Here is a 14,994-nt window from a genome sequence, read left to right on the forward strand (position 1 = left end):
CCACAGGCATCAAGCCGGTGGATCCGGGCTGAGCGACTCCAGCGCCTGTCAGCTCGCCGTCAATCCGTTGACCGCGCTGCTCCTGGTGACGCGCGAACTCGACGTACAGCCGGGTGAATGGTTGTTGCAGACGGCCGCGGGCTCCACCGTCGGCCGGCTCGTCATTCAGCTGGCCAGGCATCTGGGTATGCGCACGATCAATGTCGTGCGGCGGCGCGATGCCGTCGAGGAGATCAAGGCGCATGGTGGTGACGAGGTCATCTGCACCGAGGACGAGGACCTGTCGCAGCGTGTGGCCGAGATTGCGGGATCGGCCGGCGTGCGCAAGGCCATCGACTGTGTCGCGGGCCACGTGGGTGCCCAGGTGTCCCAGGCACTGGCTCCGGGAGGAGAGGTCGTGGTCTACGGCGCGCTCTCCACCCATCGGCAGACAGACCCGGCAGCGCTGACGATCCCGCTGTCGGCACGCTCGGTCATCTACGAGACCAAAGCAGTCCGTGGCTTCTGGCTGAACCGCTGGTTCGGCACTGCCTCACCTGCGGATGCGCTGCGCGCGCTGTCCGAGGTGCGCGGTCTCGTCGCTGACGAAGTGCTGAGCATCCCCCAGGGCGAGCCGTTCCCGCTCGAACGCTTCACTGAAGCCATCTCGTTCGCCGAAGCACCCGCACATGGCGCCAAACCGCTCTTCGTCTTCGAGGACGGTCGGGACGAAGACAACAGGTAGGACGCGGCCCGGCCGGTGCCGGCGGTTCGGTGTCTTCGTCCGGATCGATGGTGTGCCCAACGCTGTGGGACCGGTTGAAGCCGGACGAGTGGGACCGGCCTGAGTGATCGCGCGCTGGGCCGTCCCTGGGCCGTCTCTGGGCCGTCTCTGGGTTGCCCCGTGGCCGTGCGAGGGCGCTCGGCAGTGACCGGTGGCGACGACCAGTGACAGGTCGGCTACCGGTGCGGTCGGTGAACGGCCAGGTCAGGGGCCCCTGGCTGAACGGGTTTCCCCCCAGGGGTGGCGGTCAGGCAAGATGGGGTGTATCTGCCCACTGCCGATTTCAAGCGTCCGGACGGTTTCTCTTGGCTGAGTTCATTTACACCATGCGCAAGACGCGCAAGGCGCACGGCGACAAGGTGATTCTTGATGACGTCACCCTGAGCTTCCTGCCCGGAGCGAAGATCGGTGTGGTCGGGCCGAACGGCGCCGGTAAGTCCACCGTTCTCAAGATCATGGCGGGTCTTGAGCAGCCGTCCAACGGTGACGCGTTCCTGTCTCCCGGCTACTCCGTCGGCATGCTCCTCCAGGAGCCGCCGCTCGACGAGTCCAAGACGGTCCTGGAGAACGTCCAGGACGGCGCCGCCGAGATCATGGGCAAGCTCAAGCGCTTCAACGAGGTCGCCGAGCTGATGGCGACCGACTACTCGGACGCGCTGCTGGACGAGATGGGCAAGCTCCAGGAGGACCTGGACCACGCCAACGCGTGGGACCTGGACGCTCAGCTGGAGCAGGCCATGGACGCCCTGGGCTGCCCGCCCGGCGACTGGCCGGTCACGAACCTCTCCGGTGGTGAGCGCCGCCGCGTCGCGCTGTGCAAGCTGCTGATCGAGGCGCCCGACCTGCTGCTGCTCGACGAGCCCACCAACCACCTGGACGCCGAGTCCGTGCAGTGGCTGGAGCAGCACCTCGCGAAGTACGCGGGCACCGTCGTCGCCGTCACCCACGACCGGTACTTCCTCGACAACGTCGCCGAGTGGATCCTCGAACTCGACCGCGGCCGCGCGCACCCCTACGAGGGCAACTACTCCACGTACCTCGACAAGAAGGCCTCCCGCCTCAAGGTCGAGGGTCAGAAGGATGCCAAGCGCGCCAAGCGGCTCAAGGAAGAGCTCGAGTGGGTGCGGTCCAACGCCAAGGGGCGGCAGGCCAAGTCCAAGGCGCGTCTGTCCCGCTACGAGGAGATGGCGGCCGAGGCCGACAAGATGCGGAAGCTGGACTTCGAGGAGATCCAGATCCCGCCGGGCCCGCGTCTGGGCTCCATCGTCGTCGAGGTCAACAACCTCTCGAAGGCCTTCGGCGACAAGGTTCTGATCGACGATCTCAGCTTCACGCTGCCGCGCAACGGAATCGTCGGGGTCATCGGCCCGAACGGCGCCGGCAAGACCACCCTCTTCAAGATGATCCAGGGACTTGAGACGCCGGACTCCGGCACCATCAAGGTCGGCGAGACCGTCAAGATCAGTTACGTCGACCAGAGCCGCGAGAACATCGACCCGAAGAAGTCGCTGTGGGCCGTCGTCAGTGACGAGCTGGACTACATCAACGTGGGCCAGGTCGAGATGCCTTCCCGCGCCTACGTCTCCGCCTTCGGCTTCAAGGGTCCCGACCAGCAGAAGCCGGCCGGTGTCCTCTCCGGTGGTGAGCGCAACCGTCTGAACCTCGCGCTCACCCTCAAGCAGGGCGGCAACCTGCTGCTCCTCGACGAGCCGACCAACGACCTGGACGTGGAGACGCTGTCCTCCCTGGAGAACGCGCTCCTGGAGTTCCCGGGTGCCGCGGTGGTCGTCTCCCACGACCGCTGGTTCCTGGACCGGGTCGCGACGCACATCCTCGCGTACGAGGGCAACTCCAAGTGGTTCTGGTTCGAGGGCAACTTCGACTCGTACGAGAAGAACAAGATCGAGCGCCTCGGCGCGGACGCCGCGCGTCCGCACCGTGCCACCTACAAGAAGCTGACCCGGGGCTGATCGATCTTGCGGCACCTCTACCGCTGCCCGCTGCGCTGGGCGGACATGGACGCGTACGGCCACGTCAACAACGTGGTCTTCCTCCGGTATCTGGAGGAAGCCCGTATCGACTTCCTGTTCCGCCCGGAGAAGGACTTCAAGCAGGGGTCCGTGGTGGCACGCCATGAGATCGACTACAAGCGGCAGCTGGTCCACCGGCACACGCCGGTGGACATCGAACTGTGGGTGACGCAGATACGAGCGGCGTCGTTCACGATCGCCTACGAGGTCAAGGACCCGGACCAGGTCTACGTCACGGCCTCGACGGTGATCGTGCCGTTCGACTTCGCCGAGCAGCGCCCGCGCCGGATCACGGCCGACGAGCGCGAGTTCCTGGAGTCGTACCGGGACGACGTGGACGAGGCCGTCGCGGCATGACCGTCCTGCACCTCGCCGACGGCGGGGAGGCGGCGGACCTCGCCGCCTTCCTCGCCCGGCTGATCCACTACGACCGCGCGGCCGCCGTACGCCTCCAGGCGTCCGGCACCGCCCTCGCGGTCTTCGGTCGGCCGCCGTCCTTCGAGGTGCTGGCGATCCGTACGGCGCGGCTCGCCAAGCCGTACGAGGACGGGCTCGACGTCATGCTCGACGTGACCGTCTCCGCGGGTGAGTTCCTGGAGTCGATCGACGAGCCGGCGGCCACGGCCGGTGTTCCCACGGCCGTCACCGGGCCACCGTGGGCGGGCGTGCTGCCGCCCCGCGGAGGCTGGCGGCAGGAGCCGGGGCTGCCCGCGCCGGACGCCGTGCGGGCCATGGTCGCCGCCGCGGTCGCCGAATTCCGTTCCCGTACGGGGGAGTTGGCGCCCGAAGCCCGTACGCGCGCCGAACTCGACCGGATCGGGCGGGAGATCTGGTCCCGGCCGGTCGGTGACACCGGTCTTCCGGTACGGGCGGCGCACGCGGCGCAGTCGTTGGGGTTCCTGCGGTCGCGGGTACCCCAAGGCCCCTCCGACGCGGGCTCGTTGGGCTCGCTGGGCCTGTACTCGTCCGGGGCGTGGCTGCGGCTGCGTACGCCCTACGGGTCGATCGCCGTCCGCAGGGCGGGACTCGGGGCGCTCGACGTCAGCGTCCGCTGACCGCCCCCGATAACCCCTCCCCATCACCCCCGCCGATGCCTCCCGATCACCCCTCCGTGCTCGTCAACCGGCCGTGTTGATCATCGAGGCCGCCGCGTACGTCAGGTAGTTCCACAGCGTGTGCTCGTGCTCCGCGGAGAGGCCGAGCTCGTCGACGGCGACCCGCATGTGCCTGAGCCAGGCGTCGTGCGCCGCCTGGTCGACGGCGAACGGGGCGTGCCGCATCCGCAGCCGGGGGTGACCGCGGTTCTCGCTGTACGTCGTCGGGCCGCCCCAGTACTGCATCAGGAACAGCGTGAAGCGCTCCTCGGCCGGGCCCAGGTCTTCCTCCGGATACATGGCTCGCAGCTGCGGGTCCTCGGCCACTCCCTCATAGAAACGATGGACGAGGCGCCGGAAGGTCTCCTCGCCGCCGACCTGCTCGTAGAAGGTCTGCTCCTGAAGCGTGCCGCGCCGAATCTCGTTCACGTCACCCATGGTCTCAGACCGGGTGGCCGAGGACTCAAGGCTTAGGACCAAGCAGGATCCGCACCCGATCGGCCGGGTCGGGGCTCGCCTCGCGGCCCGTCCCGCCGCACAGTGGAGGTATGAGCGCACACGCTCTCGACCACGATCTCGACGACCTCGCCTCAGTGGCGCGGGCGGCTCTCGTGCGCGAGATCGACAGGAGCGGAGCCTGGCACGCCGACCCGGTCTGGCGGGCGGCGTTCGAGGAGGTCCCACGCCATCTCTTCGTGCCGTACTACTACGTCGGCTCCGTGGGCGGCTTCGAGCGCGTGTGGTGCGAGGACCCCGACCCGAGCAGCCGGGAGCGCTGGCTGCGCGGCGCGTACGCGGACGCCCCGCTGGCCACCCGGGTGCGCGACGGCGAGCTGGTCTCCTCCAGCAGCCAGCCGTCGCTGATGGCGAAGATGCTCACCGAGCTGGAGGTGCGCGACGGGGACGCCGTCCTGGAGATCGGCGCCGGGACCGGCTACAACGCGGCGCTGCTGGCCCACCGTCTCGGCGAGGGACTGGTGACCACCATCGACCTCGACCCGGAGATCACCGAGTCCGCACGGCAGCACCTGGCCACGGCCGGGTACCACCCGGCCGTCGTCACCGGCGACGGCACCCGTGGGGTTCCCGAGCGAGCCCCCTTCGACCGGATCATCGCGACCTGCACGCTGACCTCGATCCCGAGCCCCTGGCTGCCCCAGTGCCGCCCGGGCGCCCGCATCCTGGCGCCGCTGGCCACCGGCCTGATCGCACTGCGGGTACGGGACGCCGGGCACGCCGAAGGGCGCTTCCTGCACACGCCCGCCTATTTCGTGCCCCTGCGCGGCGCGACCCGGCCCGAGGATCCGGAGCCGCAGCACCTGGGCGGGCTGCCGCGCCGGGCCCGCGGCGACGAGTTGCTGCGGTTCCTGCTGACCCTCACGGCCGGCCGCCTCGATCCGTACGAGGCGTATGTGCTGTGGGAGCGCGAGAACCGGCCGGTGCGCGAGCGGTACGGGGTCACGGTCAGCGGCGCGGACGTCTGGGCATGGCTGGACGACGCCGAGGGGCCGTACGCCTGGCCGCTGCCGTAGTCCCCGAGGGGCGGCCGTACGGGCCTGGCCGCTGCGTAGTCCCCCCGGGGCAGCCGGCAGTCGTCAGCCGCGTCGGATGGTGATCGTCGTCCAGGCGCCGACGTGCACCCGGTCGCCGTCCTGGAGCGGGATCGGCACGAAGGGCTGGATGGGCTCCTCGCCGCCGTTGACCGTGGTGCCGTTCGTCGAGTTCTGGTCGACGACCGCCCAGCTGCCGTCCGGCTGCTGGACCAGGACCGCGTGCTGGTGCGAGACGCCCGGGTCCTCCGGGGGTACCGAGAGGTCGATGTCGGGGGTGTCGCCGGTGGAGTGCCGGCGGCGGCCGATCGTCATCTGGTTGCCGGTGAGCGGGCGCTGCTGCTCCGGGGAGTACGCGGGCAGGTTCAGGCCCGCGGCCTCGGGGCCGGAGCGCTGCATCATCGCCATGAAGTACTCGCGGTCGGGGCCGATCGTCGCGCTCCAGGACAGCGGCTGTTGCTGGTAGCCGGGGCCGGGCGGGGCCTGGGTGGAGCCGGGCTGCGGATAGCCGTAGCCGCCGCCCTGATTCGTGCCGGGGCCGCCCATGCCGCCGTGGCGGCCGCCGGGTGTACCGCCCGAGGGCGGGGAGATCACCCAGTCGTCGTCACCGCCGCCGAAGGACGGGCCCCCGTGCTGCGGGCCGCCGGGTCCGGGCGGGCCCTGCTGCGGGAACGCGGGCGCGGCCGGCTGCTGGGTGAAGGCCTGCGGGGCGCCGGGGCCGCCGGGCGTGGGCCCGGGCGGCGGCGGAACCGGACGCGACGGGTCGCCACCGAAGCCCGAGGGGCCGGGGGGACCACCTGGGCCACCCGGGCCGGAAGGACCCGAGGGGCCGGGAGGGCCACCCGGACGGGACGGGTCGCCGAAGCCGGACGGATCGCCACGGTAGCCGGACGGTTCACCGCGGTAGCCGGACGGTTCACCGCGGTAGCCGGAGGGATCCTGCCCGTATGGCGGAATCGGTTCGGCGGGACGGTTCATCTGCGAGGGCCGCGAGCTCTGGTACTCGAACGGGTCATGACCGGCACCGGTACCGGGACCGCCCGGCTGCCCCGGCGGGGGCTGCTGGAAGCGCAGCGCCGGATTGGGCAGCCCGGGCGCGGGCGACTGCGGACGCGGCGCCGCCGGGGTGTACGAGGTCGCCGTGTTCGTCAGGAAGTTCCACCGGCACTCCTCGCAGAACGGCGCACCGCCCTCACGGGGCGTACGGCACTGCGGGCAGAGCTCCGGCTCGGGGTTGGGCATGGCGGAGAGGTGCGGGCGCCCACCGGGGGCACCGGGTCCACCGGGGCCGGACGGCGGGGGCGAGCCGGGCGGCGGGTAGCCGTAACCGGCCGCGGGCGGCGGTGGGGGAGGGGGCGGAGGCACGGCACCGGCCATGCGGTGACCGCAGACCTCGCACCAGTCGTCGGAACCCGACTGGTGTCCGTTCGGGCAGGTCGGCATGTCGGCGCTTCCCCCTCTCCTTTTCCGGCCGATATGGCCGGGTTTCTCCAGTTCCCCGCGGGAACCGGGCTCGCTACTTCTTTACACGAACAGTCTTTGTGGACCGTGTCTCAAGGGTCATCTCATCGGCCTCTTCGACCCTTGCCTTCAATCGCACAGTACCTGCCGCGGCGTCGACCACGTCCACCACCTTCGCAAGCAGTTTCGCAGTATCGGCGTTGCCCGACGCGCTCGCGAGCTGAACGGCCCGGCCCAGCTTGGCCGTTGCCCCGTCGACATCCCCCGATTTGCGCAGGTCCAGCCCCTGCTGGATGACTTGTGCCAGTTCCGCCTGGCCTGTGTAGTGCGCGACCTGGGCGTTGATGCGGGTCGAGACCACCATGTCGTCGGTCCACACCGCTTTGACGAGCCCCTGCGCGCCGAGGTTGTGCACGCTCCCGTCGGCCTGCGGGACGACGAGCGAGACCCGGGCGGCCAGCATCTCCTGGCCGACACCGGCCGAGGGCACCTCGACGCACACGTGGTAGTCGCGGGACTCGTCGCCCCAGGAACCGGTGGGGTAGTCGCCGGCGCGCGGGCCCGCCTCGGTGCGGCGGTCGGTCAGTTCCTCGACCGTGGGGGCCACTTGCTTGACGAACTTGATCCGGGTGCCGACCGGCGTCCACAGCCGCAGCGCCACGTCCGCGACCCCCTTGCCCATGGCCGTCTCCATCATCTGGGTGAAGTCGGCGGACAGGGTGGCCGGGTCGGCGACGATGTCGGCGGTGCCGAGCAGCGCGGAGGCGATCCCGGTGACCTCCTTGACCTCCCAGTCGGTGCCCACTCCACGCGCGTCACAGGTGAAACGTCCGGCGCAGGAGTCGAGGGCGGCCTTCAGGTCCTCCGGCGACTCGTGTTCGTTGCGGCCGTCGGTGAGCAGGATGCCGTGCCGGATCGACACCTCGGCCGAGGAGAGCAGCCGGTCGGCGAGGCGCAGCCAGGTGCCGATCGCCGTACCGCCGCCCGCGCTCAGCCTGCGCAGCGCCTCCTTGGCCTGGGCGCGGGTCCCCCCGTCCGCGACGGCGAGCCGCCCGCCGCCGGGGTAGACCTCCTTGGCGACGTGTGTGCCGCCGATCACCGCGAAGTGCACGCCGTCGCGCAGGGTGTCGATCGCGGCGGAGGTGGCCTCGCGGGCGTTGCGCATCTTGGTCGGCGGATAGTCCATCGAACCGGAACAGTCGACCATGATCGCCACGGCGGCGTCCGGGCCCTGCCCCGCCGCGTACAGGCGGGGCGCGCCGACCGCGCTTCCGATGGTGCCGCCGCCGGTGGCGCTCACCGTGACGATCGCGCTGACCTCGCGGCCGCCCTCGGGCAGGTACTCGTTCTGGTACACGTCGACCGAGAACTGCGGCACGTTCGACTTCGAGAAATTGGCCATGCCTTCTTCGTCCCCCTCAAGGCCCCCCGGTACTGCGGGGGTGATGACTTTGTCCGGACCGGTCCCCTCCGGTCCGAGGCCGACTGCATTGTCGGGGTTTCGCGTTCTTCGCGGCCTCAGGCCGATCCTGCCCCCTGTGAGGGTGCCGGGAACGGCATGACGGCCACTGTTACGTTGTCGTGGCCCCCGCCGTCCAGGGCGTGGCCGACCAGCACCTGGGCGCTGTGCAGCGGGCGCTCGGCGGCGTCGAGGGGCACGACCTCGGCCATCTCCTCGGCCGCCTCCGCGTAGTTCCACAGGCCGTCGGTGCACACCACCACTACACCCGGGCGGTCCGGCTTGAAGGAAGCGGTGTGCGGCTCCAGTTCGTAGGCGTCCGCGCCGAGCCAGCCGGTGATGGCGTGGGCGCGCTCGTCGGCGTACGCCTGTGCCTCGTTCATCAGGCCCGCGGCGACCATCTGCGCGGCCCAGGAGTCGTCCTCGGTGAGCCGGGCGGGCGGTGCGCTGCGGTCCACCGGCACCCAGTAGGCGCGGCTGTCGCCCACCCAGCCGACGATCAGCAGGGTGGGGGTGATGACGGCGCCGACGAGGGTGCAGGCGGGCGCGTTCTGGTGCGGGGCGTGCTCCTCCTGCGCGGGGGGCGCCTCGGCCAGCGAGTTGACGGCCTCGGCGGCGACGATGATCGCGTCGTGCATGGCCTGTTGCGGATGGGTGCCGAGCGGCAGGGCCGCCAGCAGGGCTTCGCCCGCCGCGCGCGACGCGGCGAGCGAGGCCTCGTCGGGGCGGGTCGCCGAGGAGACACCGTCGCAGACGATCGCCACGACCGCGGGGGAGCCGTCCGGCAGCGCGGTCGAGGAGATGGTGAACGCGTCCTCGTTGCGGTGGTGGCGCAGGCCCCGGTCGCTGACCGCGGCCACCGCGCCCAACTCCTGCTCCATGTGATCGCGTTCGCGCGGCTGGGCGTGCCCGCAGTTCTCGCAGTAGCCGTCGCTGTCCACGCTGCCGGAGCGGCAGGCGACGCACAGCTTGGTGCCGGCGGGTGGCGTGGCGGGCGGGGTGAGCTCGGCGGTGCGCGGATCGGCGAGATGCCCGGCGGGCGCTCCGGCCGGCGGAGCCAGCGGATACTCGTCGGGCTCCGAGGGCCGGTCGAACCGCACACCGGACGGCTGCACGCCCGCGGGCTGTCCACCGGCAGGCTGAACGCCCGCAGGTTGTCCACCGGAAGGCTGAACGCCCGAGGGCTGTCCACCGGCAGGGTGTCCACCTGAAGGCTGGACGCCGGACGGCTGTACGCCTGCGGGCTGTCCACCCGAGGGCTGGACGCCCGAAGGGCGCATGCCCGGTCGGTGGGCCTCCACGGATTCCGTTTCCGGGTGCGGGAGTTCCGAGCCGCCGGAATCCAGGCCCTGGATGTCCGCGGCCCGGTGCACCGGCGCGGGTGTGTCGGCGGTCGCCGGCTCCGGTGCGAGGGGCCAGTCCGTGGCCGCGGCGGCCGCGGGAGGCCGCGCGGACGTGCCGTTCATGGTGATCGTGGGCTGGTCCGCCGGCGGTGCGGGCACCGCCGACAGGTCATAACCGCACGCGCCGCAGAAACGGTCACCCGCCTCCAAGGGCTCCTCGCAACTGGGGCACCGCGAAAGGGCCGTCGGCTGGGGCATCTGGGACATCAATCACACCCACGTCCGGGGGCGGTAACGATTGGCACGTTCCACCAGGTCGATCCTCTCCTCGCCGCCCCGCGCGAGCCGGGCCAGCGTGCGGTACGAGCGCTCCAGACCGAAGCGGAGACCGCGCTCGTCCAGTTCACTGCCGAGCAGCACACGACCGCCCCCCGAGTGCGGAGCGGATCCCTGGCTACCGGAGAGTACCCAGTCCAGGGCGCAGCCAAGGACTTCCGTCGACAACTGCTCGCGTCGCACCGCGTCCAGACCGTATCCGTCGAGCGCCTCGACCTGCCCCGCGGCGGCGGTCAGATCGTCCAGGAACGCCGCGGCCGCGGCCTCCTCGGCCAGCCGCTGCCGCAGCCGCGCCCGCACGGCCGCGACCCGCGCCGCCGTGTAGTGGATCGACGACTCCGGTACGGATTCCAGGGTGCGTACGGCGCCACGGCGGTCGCCCGCCGCGAGCTGGACGCGGGCCAGGCCGAACGCCGAGCTCACATAGCTGGGGTCGGTCGTCCACACCAGCCGGTAGTACTCGGCGGCGTTGTCCAGCTGCCCGAGCTCCTCCGCGCACAGGCCGAGGGCCAGCTTCGGCGCGGGCTCGCCCGGGAAGGCGTCGTAGATCGCGTCGAAGGACAGCGCCGCGACCTCCCGCTCCCCGGTCGCCAGCGCCGCGACGCCCCGGTACCAGACCACCCGCCAGTCGTCGGGGTGATCCGTCTCCAGCGCGTCGAGGGCCCCGCTCGCACCACTCAGTTCGCCCATCTCCAGCCGGGCCCGCAACTCGCGCAGCCGCAGCTCCAGGGAGCCGGTGGGCGCCGCCTGCAGCGCCGTGATCAGCTCCGCGGGCGCGGACGCCATGAGCCCCGCCAGGAAACCGGCGTTGGGGTCGCCCGGATCCACCCGGGGGACGGGCAGCGCGAGCGCGGTGGCGGCGGCGTTCAGCGACTTGACCAGGGTGGCCGGGGCGGTGAGGAGCGGCCGCGCGCCGTTCGCGCCGGCCGGCGGCGCGGAGGCGGCCTTCTTCCCCCGTACGGGTACCACCCGCGCCCCCAGGCGTGACACGTCCCCGTCCAGCCGCCCGAACAGCTCCGTGTCCGTGACCTTGATCTCGGGTCCGAACAGGGTGGACAGCGCCGGGCGCGCCCGCCCCGTCTGGAGGGACACGACCTCTCTGAGCACCCCCGTCAGCTGCTCGGCCATCTCCTGCGCGGAGGCGAACCGGCGTGCCGGGTCGGGGTCGGTGGCGCGGACGAGCAGCCGGTAGAACGACTCGTACGTCCGGAAGACGTCGATGTTGTCGGGGTCGGGCAGGGAGTCCACGAAGACGTTCGTGTACCCCTGGAAGTCGAAGGTCAGCACGGCCAGTGTGCGGGCGACCGTGTAGAGGTCGCTCGCCACCGACGGACCGACCTCCGCCACCTCCGGAGCCTGGTAGCCCACCGTGCCGTAGATGGCCGACTCCTCGTCGTCCATCCTGCGCACCGCGCCCATGTCGATCAGCTTGAGCTGGTCCTCGGTCTGGATCGCGTTGTCGACCTTGAAGTCGCAGTAGAGCAGATTGCGGCTGTGCAGGTGCCCGAGCGCCTCCAGGGCCTCGATGCCGTACGCGCAGGCCTGCTCCACCGGCAGCGGATCGCGCTTCCCGTCCGTCGTCCGTCGTCCGTTGGCGATCTCCTTGAGGGACTTTCCGCCGACGTACTCCATGACGATGTACCCGTCCAGCGAGCCCGTCCGCTGGTCCAGGTGCTCCACGAAGTTGTAGATCCGCACGATGTTGGCGTGCTCGATCTCGGCGAGGAAGCGCCGCTCGGAGATCGCGGCGGCCATCGCGTCCTGGTCACCCGTGTCGAGCAGGCCCTTGAGGACCACCCAGCGGTCGGAGACCGCGCGGTCGACGGCGAGGTAGACCCAGCCGAGCCCGCCGTGCGCGAGACAGCCCACCACCTCGTACTGGCCGTGCACGATGTCGCCCGTCTGCAGCTTGGGCACGAACGAGTACGGGTGGCCGCACTTGGTGCAGAACCCCTCGGTGCGCCCGGCCCGCTCGCCGCGCGAACGCCCCACCGGGGCCCCGCAGTCGGAGCGCGAGCAGAACCGCTTGCGCTCGGGCACCTCCGGGTTCTCCAGGACCATCTCGCGCGGGTCGGGCCGTGGCACGTCCGGCACCTGCACCAGACCGGCGCCGAGCCGCCCGCGCCCGCTGGAGGAGGCGGTCGAACCCGAGCTGCGCACCGACACCGAGCGGCCCGTCGACGTGCCGGACACCGAGCGGGACAGCCGCCCGGAGACCGAGCGCCGCGACTGGGCGGAGCGCGAGGACGGACGGGAGCTGGAGCCGCGGGAACTCGCCCGCGAGCTGCTGCTGGAGCCGCGCGAGCCCTTGCCGCCCGTGGTGAGGCCGGTCGGCGGCGAGCCCACCATCCCTCCCCCAGAGGGGGGACCCCCAGCCGAGACGACCGGCGCGAGCCCGCACGTGTCGCAGTACAGCTCGCCGCCGCCCATGTCCTCGTACGACCCCGAGCAACCGGGCCGCTGGCACTTCTGCTCCTGACTCACACTGCACCACCTTCAACGCTCACGCGTGGGGCCCCCTACGGTCACTGGGCCCGCCCTGCTCGGGTACCCGCGGGCTGAGCAGATCGGCGGCGGCCCGCTGATAGCGCAGCACCGCCTCCTCCGCCACCCGCAGATCGCAGGGCGCGCTCCACAGCATGCGGCGGGCCGCGTCATAGCGCTCGATGAGGAAAGGGTCCTCCGCGAGGCCGTGCCGGGCCACCTTCGCCTTGTACGCGTCGAGGCGGCCGCGCAGCTCCGCGCGGACCGCCAGCGGCGCGGTCACCGCCGTCAACGACTCGCGGGCGCGCAGCAGCTCGTCCTCGGCCTTCTCCTCCAGCGCCTCCAGGAGCGGGGAGAGACGGTGCCACTGGGCGTGTCTGCGGTACTCCGCGGCGGCCGCCAGCTGCTCCTGCAACACCGTCGGCGGGCCGCTGACGGCCGGCACCTCGGACGCGGCGATCTTCGCCAGCACCTCACCGCGGGCGCTGCGCGCCTCGGCGAGCGTGCGGTCGGCGCGGCTGAGCACGTCCCGCAGCCGTACGAGCCGTGCCTCCGCGTCCTGCCGGACGGTGAGCACCGCGTCGATCTCCCGGCGCACGTCCTCCAGGGCGCGCGCCTCGCGGTCGTACGTCGTCGTGTCCGGACGTCCGCCGCCGGGCGCCGAACTTCCCTGCGCGGGCACCCAGAAGGCCAGCGGGTCGGAGATGACGCGCTCGCGCAGGGTGGTCAGCGTCCGGGTGATCCGCTCCAGGTCGTCGCCCGAGGGGTGCTCGCCGGGGCGTACGCCCACGGAGTGCGCGAGCTGGCGGGTGCGCTGGAGCTCCGCGGCCAGTAAATCGATCCGTGCGGGCAGCGCGGACCACACGGCGTCCGAGGCGACGACCATGTCGAGCGAGGACGCGTACAGCTCGTTCATCCGGTCCACCAGCGCGGCCAGCGAGAACTGCTCGCTGAGCCTGCCGGTCCCGGAGAGCGTCGGCGCGTTCGCCGCGGCGGTGGTCGACCCGGCGACCGTGATGCCCGTGCCGCGCAGCAGCTCGGTCAGCTCGACCAGGTCCTCACGGCTCGACCAGCGCCGCCGCGAACGGATGTCGCGGGCGGAGCGCATCGCGTCCGTGTACGCGTCGAAGTACGCCCACAGCAGCGTGATCGACGCCTCCGCGCGCGACCAGCGTTCCTTGGTCGTGCCCGTGAGCTCGGCGCCTTCGAGGAGTCTGCGGCCCGCGTGGTCCTGCAGGGCGAGGAGCGAGGTCTCGATGGCCTCGTGCTCCGCGCCGAGCCGCGCCAGCGCACGGTCCACCTCGTCCCGGTCCATCACCGGCCCGGGGGGTCCCGTGACGCCCATCGATCACCTCTCGCTCTCGGTCATGCTCAGTGGTTGCGTTGTCCGTGTTACGGGGTTACGGGGTTATGGGGTTACGGGGGTACGGGGTTCATCGGGTTTCCGTCACTTGTAGTGCGCCGTGGGCGGGGTCGCCGACGGGGAGTCCGCCTTCAGGGTCGCGGACAGCCACTTGGTGTACGAGGCCTGCCAGCCGCCCTTGCGGTAGTCCACGAGCACCTGGTTGACCCGGCGTACCAGATCGTCGGTGCCCAACTTCATCGCCACGCCGTAGTAGTCCTCGGTGAAGGTCCTGCCCTTCAGCTCGACCGTCGGATCCTGCGCCGCCTGGCTCGCGGCGAGCGCGCCGTCGGTCACCACGGCGTCGGCCTGGCCGAGCTGCAGCCGTACCAGACAGTCGAGTTGGTTGGGGACCGTGAGGGAGATGTCGGCCGAGGAGACGAGCGCGCCCGCCTTCTTGTCGGCCGTCAGCTTGTCGTGGGCGGTGGAGCCCGTCGCCGAGCAGATCCGCTTGCCCGCCAGCGTCTTGTCGTAGCCCTTGATGCCCGAGGTCTTGGGCGCCAGCACCTGCTGGCCGGTCATGAAGTAGGGGGCGGAGAAGGCGACTTCCTCAAGGCGCTTGCAGGTGATCGTCATGGTCCGCACCACCATGTCGACCTGGCCGGACTTGATCGCGGGGATGCGCTGGTTGGTGGGGATGGCGTGGAAGCGGACGGCGGTCGGGTCGCCGAGGATCTCCTTCGCGATCTCGTGCGCGAGATCGATGTCGAAGCCCTCCAGGTCGCTGCTCTTCGCCGTGTTGTTCGGATCGCGGTAGCCCCAGCGGTAGCTGCTCTGGTCCACACCGACCGACAGATAGCCGCGCTCTTTGATGGCCGAGATCGTCTTGCCGCTCTCGTCACCGGACGGGGCGGGGCTCTGGTCCTGCGGGTCGGTGCACGTGTCGGCCTTCGCCTGGATGCCCCGGCCCACGCCCTGCCCGCCGGTGCCCGTGCTGCCGTCCCCGCGGGCGCTGCTGAGTGGCAGCAGGAAGGCGAAGACCGCGGTGACGACCAGGGCGAGGGCCATCGCGCCCACGCCGCCCCAGCCCCTCAGGCTTGCCCTCAGACGTCGTGCGATCATCGCTGTGCCC

Annotated in this window: 13 protein-coding genes; 6 read left to right on the forward strand and 7 right to left on the reverse strand. The window is 71.4% G+C overall.

The window, feature by feature from the left end:
* Nucleotides 1-67 precede the first annotated feature (67 nt).
* The 4 genes from RV986_RS34115 (at nt 68) to RV986_RS34130 (ending at nt 3,848) form a co-directional block, all read left to right on the forward strand.
* Nucleotides 68-724, forward strand: a complete 657-nt coding sequence (locus tag RV986_RS34115) for a zinc-binding dehydrogenase (RefSeq protein WP_475921052.1) — start codon at nt 68-70, stop codon at nt 722-724.
* Nucleotides 725-1,068: 344 nt separating this feature from the next.
* Nucleotides 1,069-2,733: an energy-dependent translational throttle protein EttA gene (gene ettA, locus RV986_RS34120; RefSeq protein WP_475921053.1), complete on the forward strand. Its 1,665-nt coding sequence runs from the start codon at nt 1,069-1,071 to the stop codon at nt 2,731-2,733.
* A gap of 6 nt (nt 2,734-2,739) precedes the next feature.
* Nucleotides 2,740-3,150 (forward strand): acyl-CoA thioesterase, encoded by a 411-nt coding sequence (locus RV986_RS34125; RefSeq protein ID WP_475921054.1) that lies wholly within the window; start codon nt 2,740-2,742, stop codon nt 3,148-3,150.
* Nucleotides 3,147-3,848 carry a DUF8185 domain-containing protein gene (locus tag RV986_RS34130; protein WP_475921055.1) on the forward strand — a complete coding sequence of 234 codons (702 nt, stop codon included), beginning with the start codon at nt 3,147-3,149 and terminating at the stop codon, nt 3,846-3,848. The genes RV986_RS34125 and RV986_RS34130 overlap by 4 nt, the downstream gene beginning before the upstream one ends.
* A gap of 63 nt (nt 3,849-3,911) precedes the next feature.
* Here RV986_RS34130 and RV986_RS34135 read toward each other — a convergent pair whose 3' ends face one another.
* A complete protein-coding gene (locus tag RV986_RS34135; protein ID WP_475921056.1) occupies nt 3,912-4,325 on the reverse strand; it encodes a globin in 414 nt (137 codons plus the stop codon).
* Nucleotides 4,326-4,435: 110 nt separating this feature from the next.
* Here RV986_RS34135 and RV986_RS34140 point away from each other — a divergent pair, with 110 nt between their 5' ends.
* A complete protein-coding gene (locus RV986_RS34140; RefSeq protein WP_475921057.1) occupies nt 4,436-5,419 on the forward strand; it encodes a methyltransferase domain-containing protein in 984 nt (327 codons plus the stop codon).
* Between the two features lie 63 nt (nt 5,420-5,482).
* On the opposite strand, the gene RV986_RS34145 is transcribed toward RV986_RS34140, so the two are convergent.
* The 4 genes from RV986_RS34145 to RV986_RS34160 all read right to left on the reverse strand — a co-directional run bounded on the left by RV986_RS34145 (nt 5,483) and on the right by RV986_RS34160 (nt 12,202).
* Nucleotides 5,483-6,880, reverse strand: a complete 1,398-nt coding sequence (locus RV986_RS34145) for an FHA domain-containing protein (protein ID WP_475921058.1) — start codon at nt 6,878-6,880, stop codon at nt 5,483-5,485.
* Nucleotides 6,881-6,953: 73 nt separating this feature from the next.
* Nucleotides 6,954-8,300, reverse strand: coding sequence for a vWA domain-containing protein (locus RV986_RS34150; protein ID WP_475921059.1), 1,347 nt, complete (start codon nt 8,298-8,300; stop codon nt 6,954-6,956).
* A gap of 116 nt (nt 8,301-8,416) precedes the next feature.
* Nucleotides 8,417-9,823 carry a PP2C family protein-serine/threonine phosphatase gene (locus RV986_RS34155; protein ID WP_475924534.1) on the reverse strand — a complete coding sequence of 469 codons (1,407 nt, stop codon included), beginning with the start codon at nt 9,821-9,823 and terminating at the stop codon, nt 8,417-8,419.
* 147 nt (nt 9,824-9,970) lie between these two features.
* A complete protein-coding gene (locus tag RV986_RS34160) occupies nt 9,971-12,202 on the reverse strand; it encodes a serine/threonine-protein kinase (RefSeq protein WP_475921060.1) in 2,232 nt (743 codons plus the stop codon).
* Between the two features lie 16 nt (nt 12,203-12,218).
* Here RV986_RS34160 and RV986_RS34165 point away from each other — a divergent pair, with 16 nt between their 5' ends.
* Nucleotides 12,219-12,515, forward strand: a complete 297-nt coding sequence (locus RV986_RS34165; protein ID WP_475921061.1) for a hypothetical protein — start codon at nt 12,219-12,221, stop codon at nt 12,513-12,515.
* 24 nt (nt 12,516-12,539) lie between these two features.
* Here RV986_RS34165 and RV986_RS34170 read toward each other — a convergent pair whose 3' ends face one another.
* Together RV986_RS34170 and RV986_RS34175 are read right to left on the reverse strand one after the other, a co-directional pair.
* Nucleotides 12,540-13,865, reverse strand: a complete 1,326-nt coding sequence (locus tag RV986_RS34170; protein WP_475921062.1) for a hypothetical protein — start codon at nt 13,863-13,865, stop codon at nt 12,540-12,542.
* Between the two features lie 102 nt (nt 13,866-13,967).
* Nucleotides 13,968-14,984 (reverse strand): glutamate ABC transporter substrate-binding protein, encoded by a 1,017-nt coding sequence (locus RV986_RS34175; protein ID WP_475921063.1) that lies wholly within the window; start codon nt 14,982-14,984, stop codon nt 13,968-13,970.
* Between the last annotated feature and the right edge of the window lie 10 nt (nt 14,985-14,994).

It is taken from the genome of Streptomyces sp. RLA012, from assembly GCF_056270325.1.

Coding starts and splice junctions, on each gene's coding strand:
- RV986_RS34175 (WP_475921063.1), bottom strand. CDS start 14,984: ATGATCGCACGACGTCTGAGGGCAAGCCTGAGGGGCTGGGGCGGCGTG.
- RV986_RS34130 (WP_475921055.1), top strand. CDS start 3,147: ATGACCGTCCTGCACCTCGCCGACGGCGGGGAGGCGGCGGACCTCGCC.
- RV986_RS34170 (WP_475921062.1), bottom strand. CDS start 13,865: ATGGGCGTCACGGGACCCCCCGGGCCGGTGATGGACCGGGACGAGGTG.
- RV986_RS34145 (WP_475921058.1), bottom strand. CDS start 6,880: ATGCCGACCTGCCCGAACGGACACCAGTCGGGTTCCGACGACTGGTGC.
- RV986_RS34155 (WP_475924534.1), bottom strand. CDS start 9,823: ATGAACGGCACGTCCGCGCGGCCTCCCGCGGCCGCCGCGGCCACGGAC.
- RV986_RS34135 (WP_475921056.1), bottom strand. CDS start 4,325: ATGGGTGACGTGAACGAGATTCGGCGCGGCACGCTTCAGGAGCAGACC.
- RV986_RS34150 (WP_475921059.1), bottom strand. CDS start 8,300: ATGGCCAATTTCTCGAAGTCGAACGTGCCGCAGTTCTCGGTCGACGTG.
- RV986_RS34140 (WP_475921057.1), top strand. CDS start 4,436: ATGAGCGCACACGCTCTCGACCACGATCTCGACGACCTCGCCTCAGTG.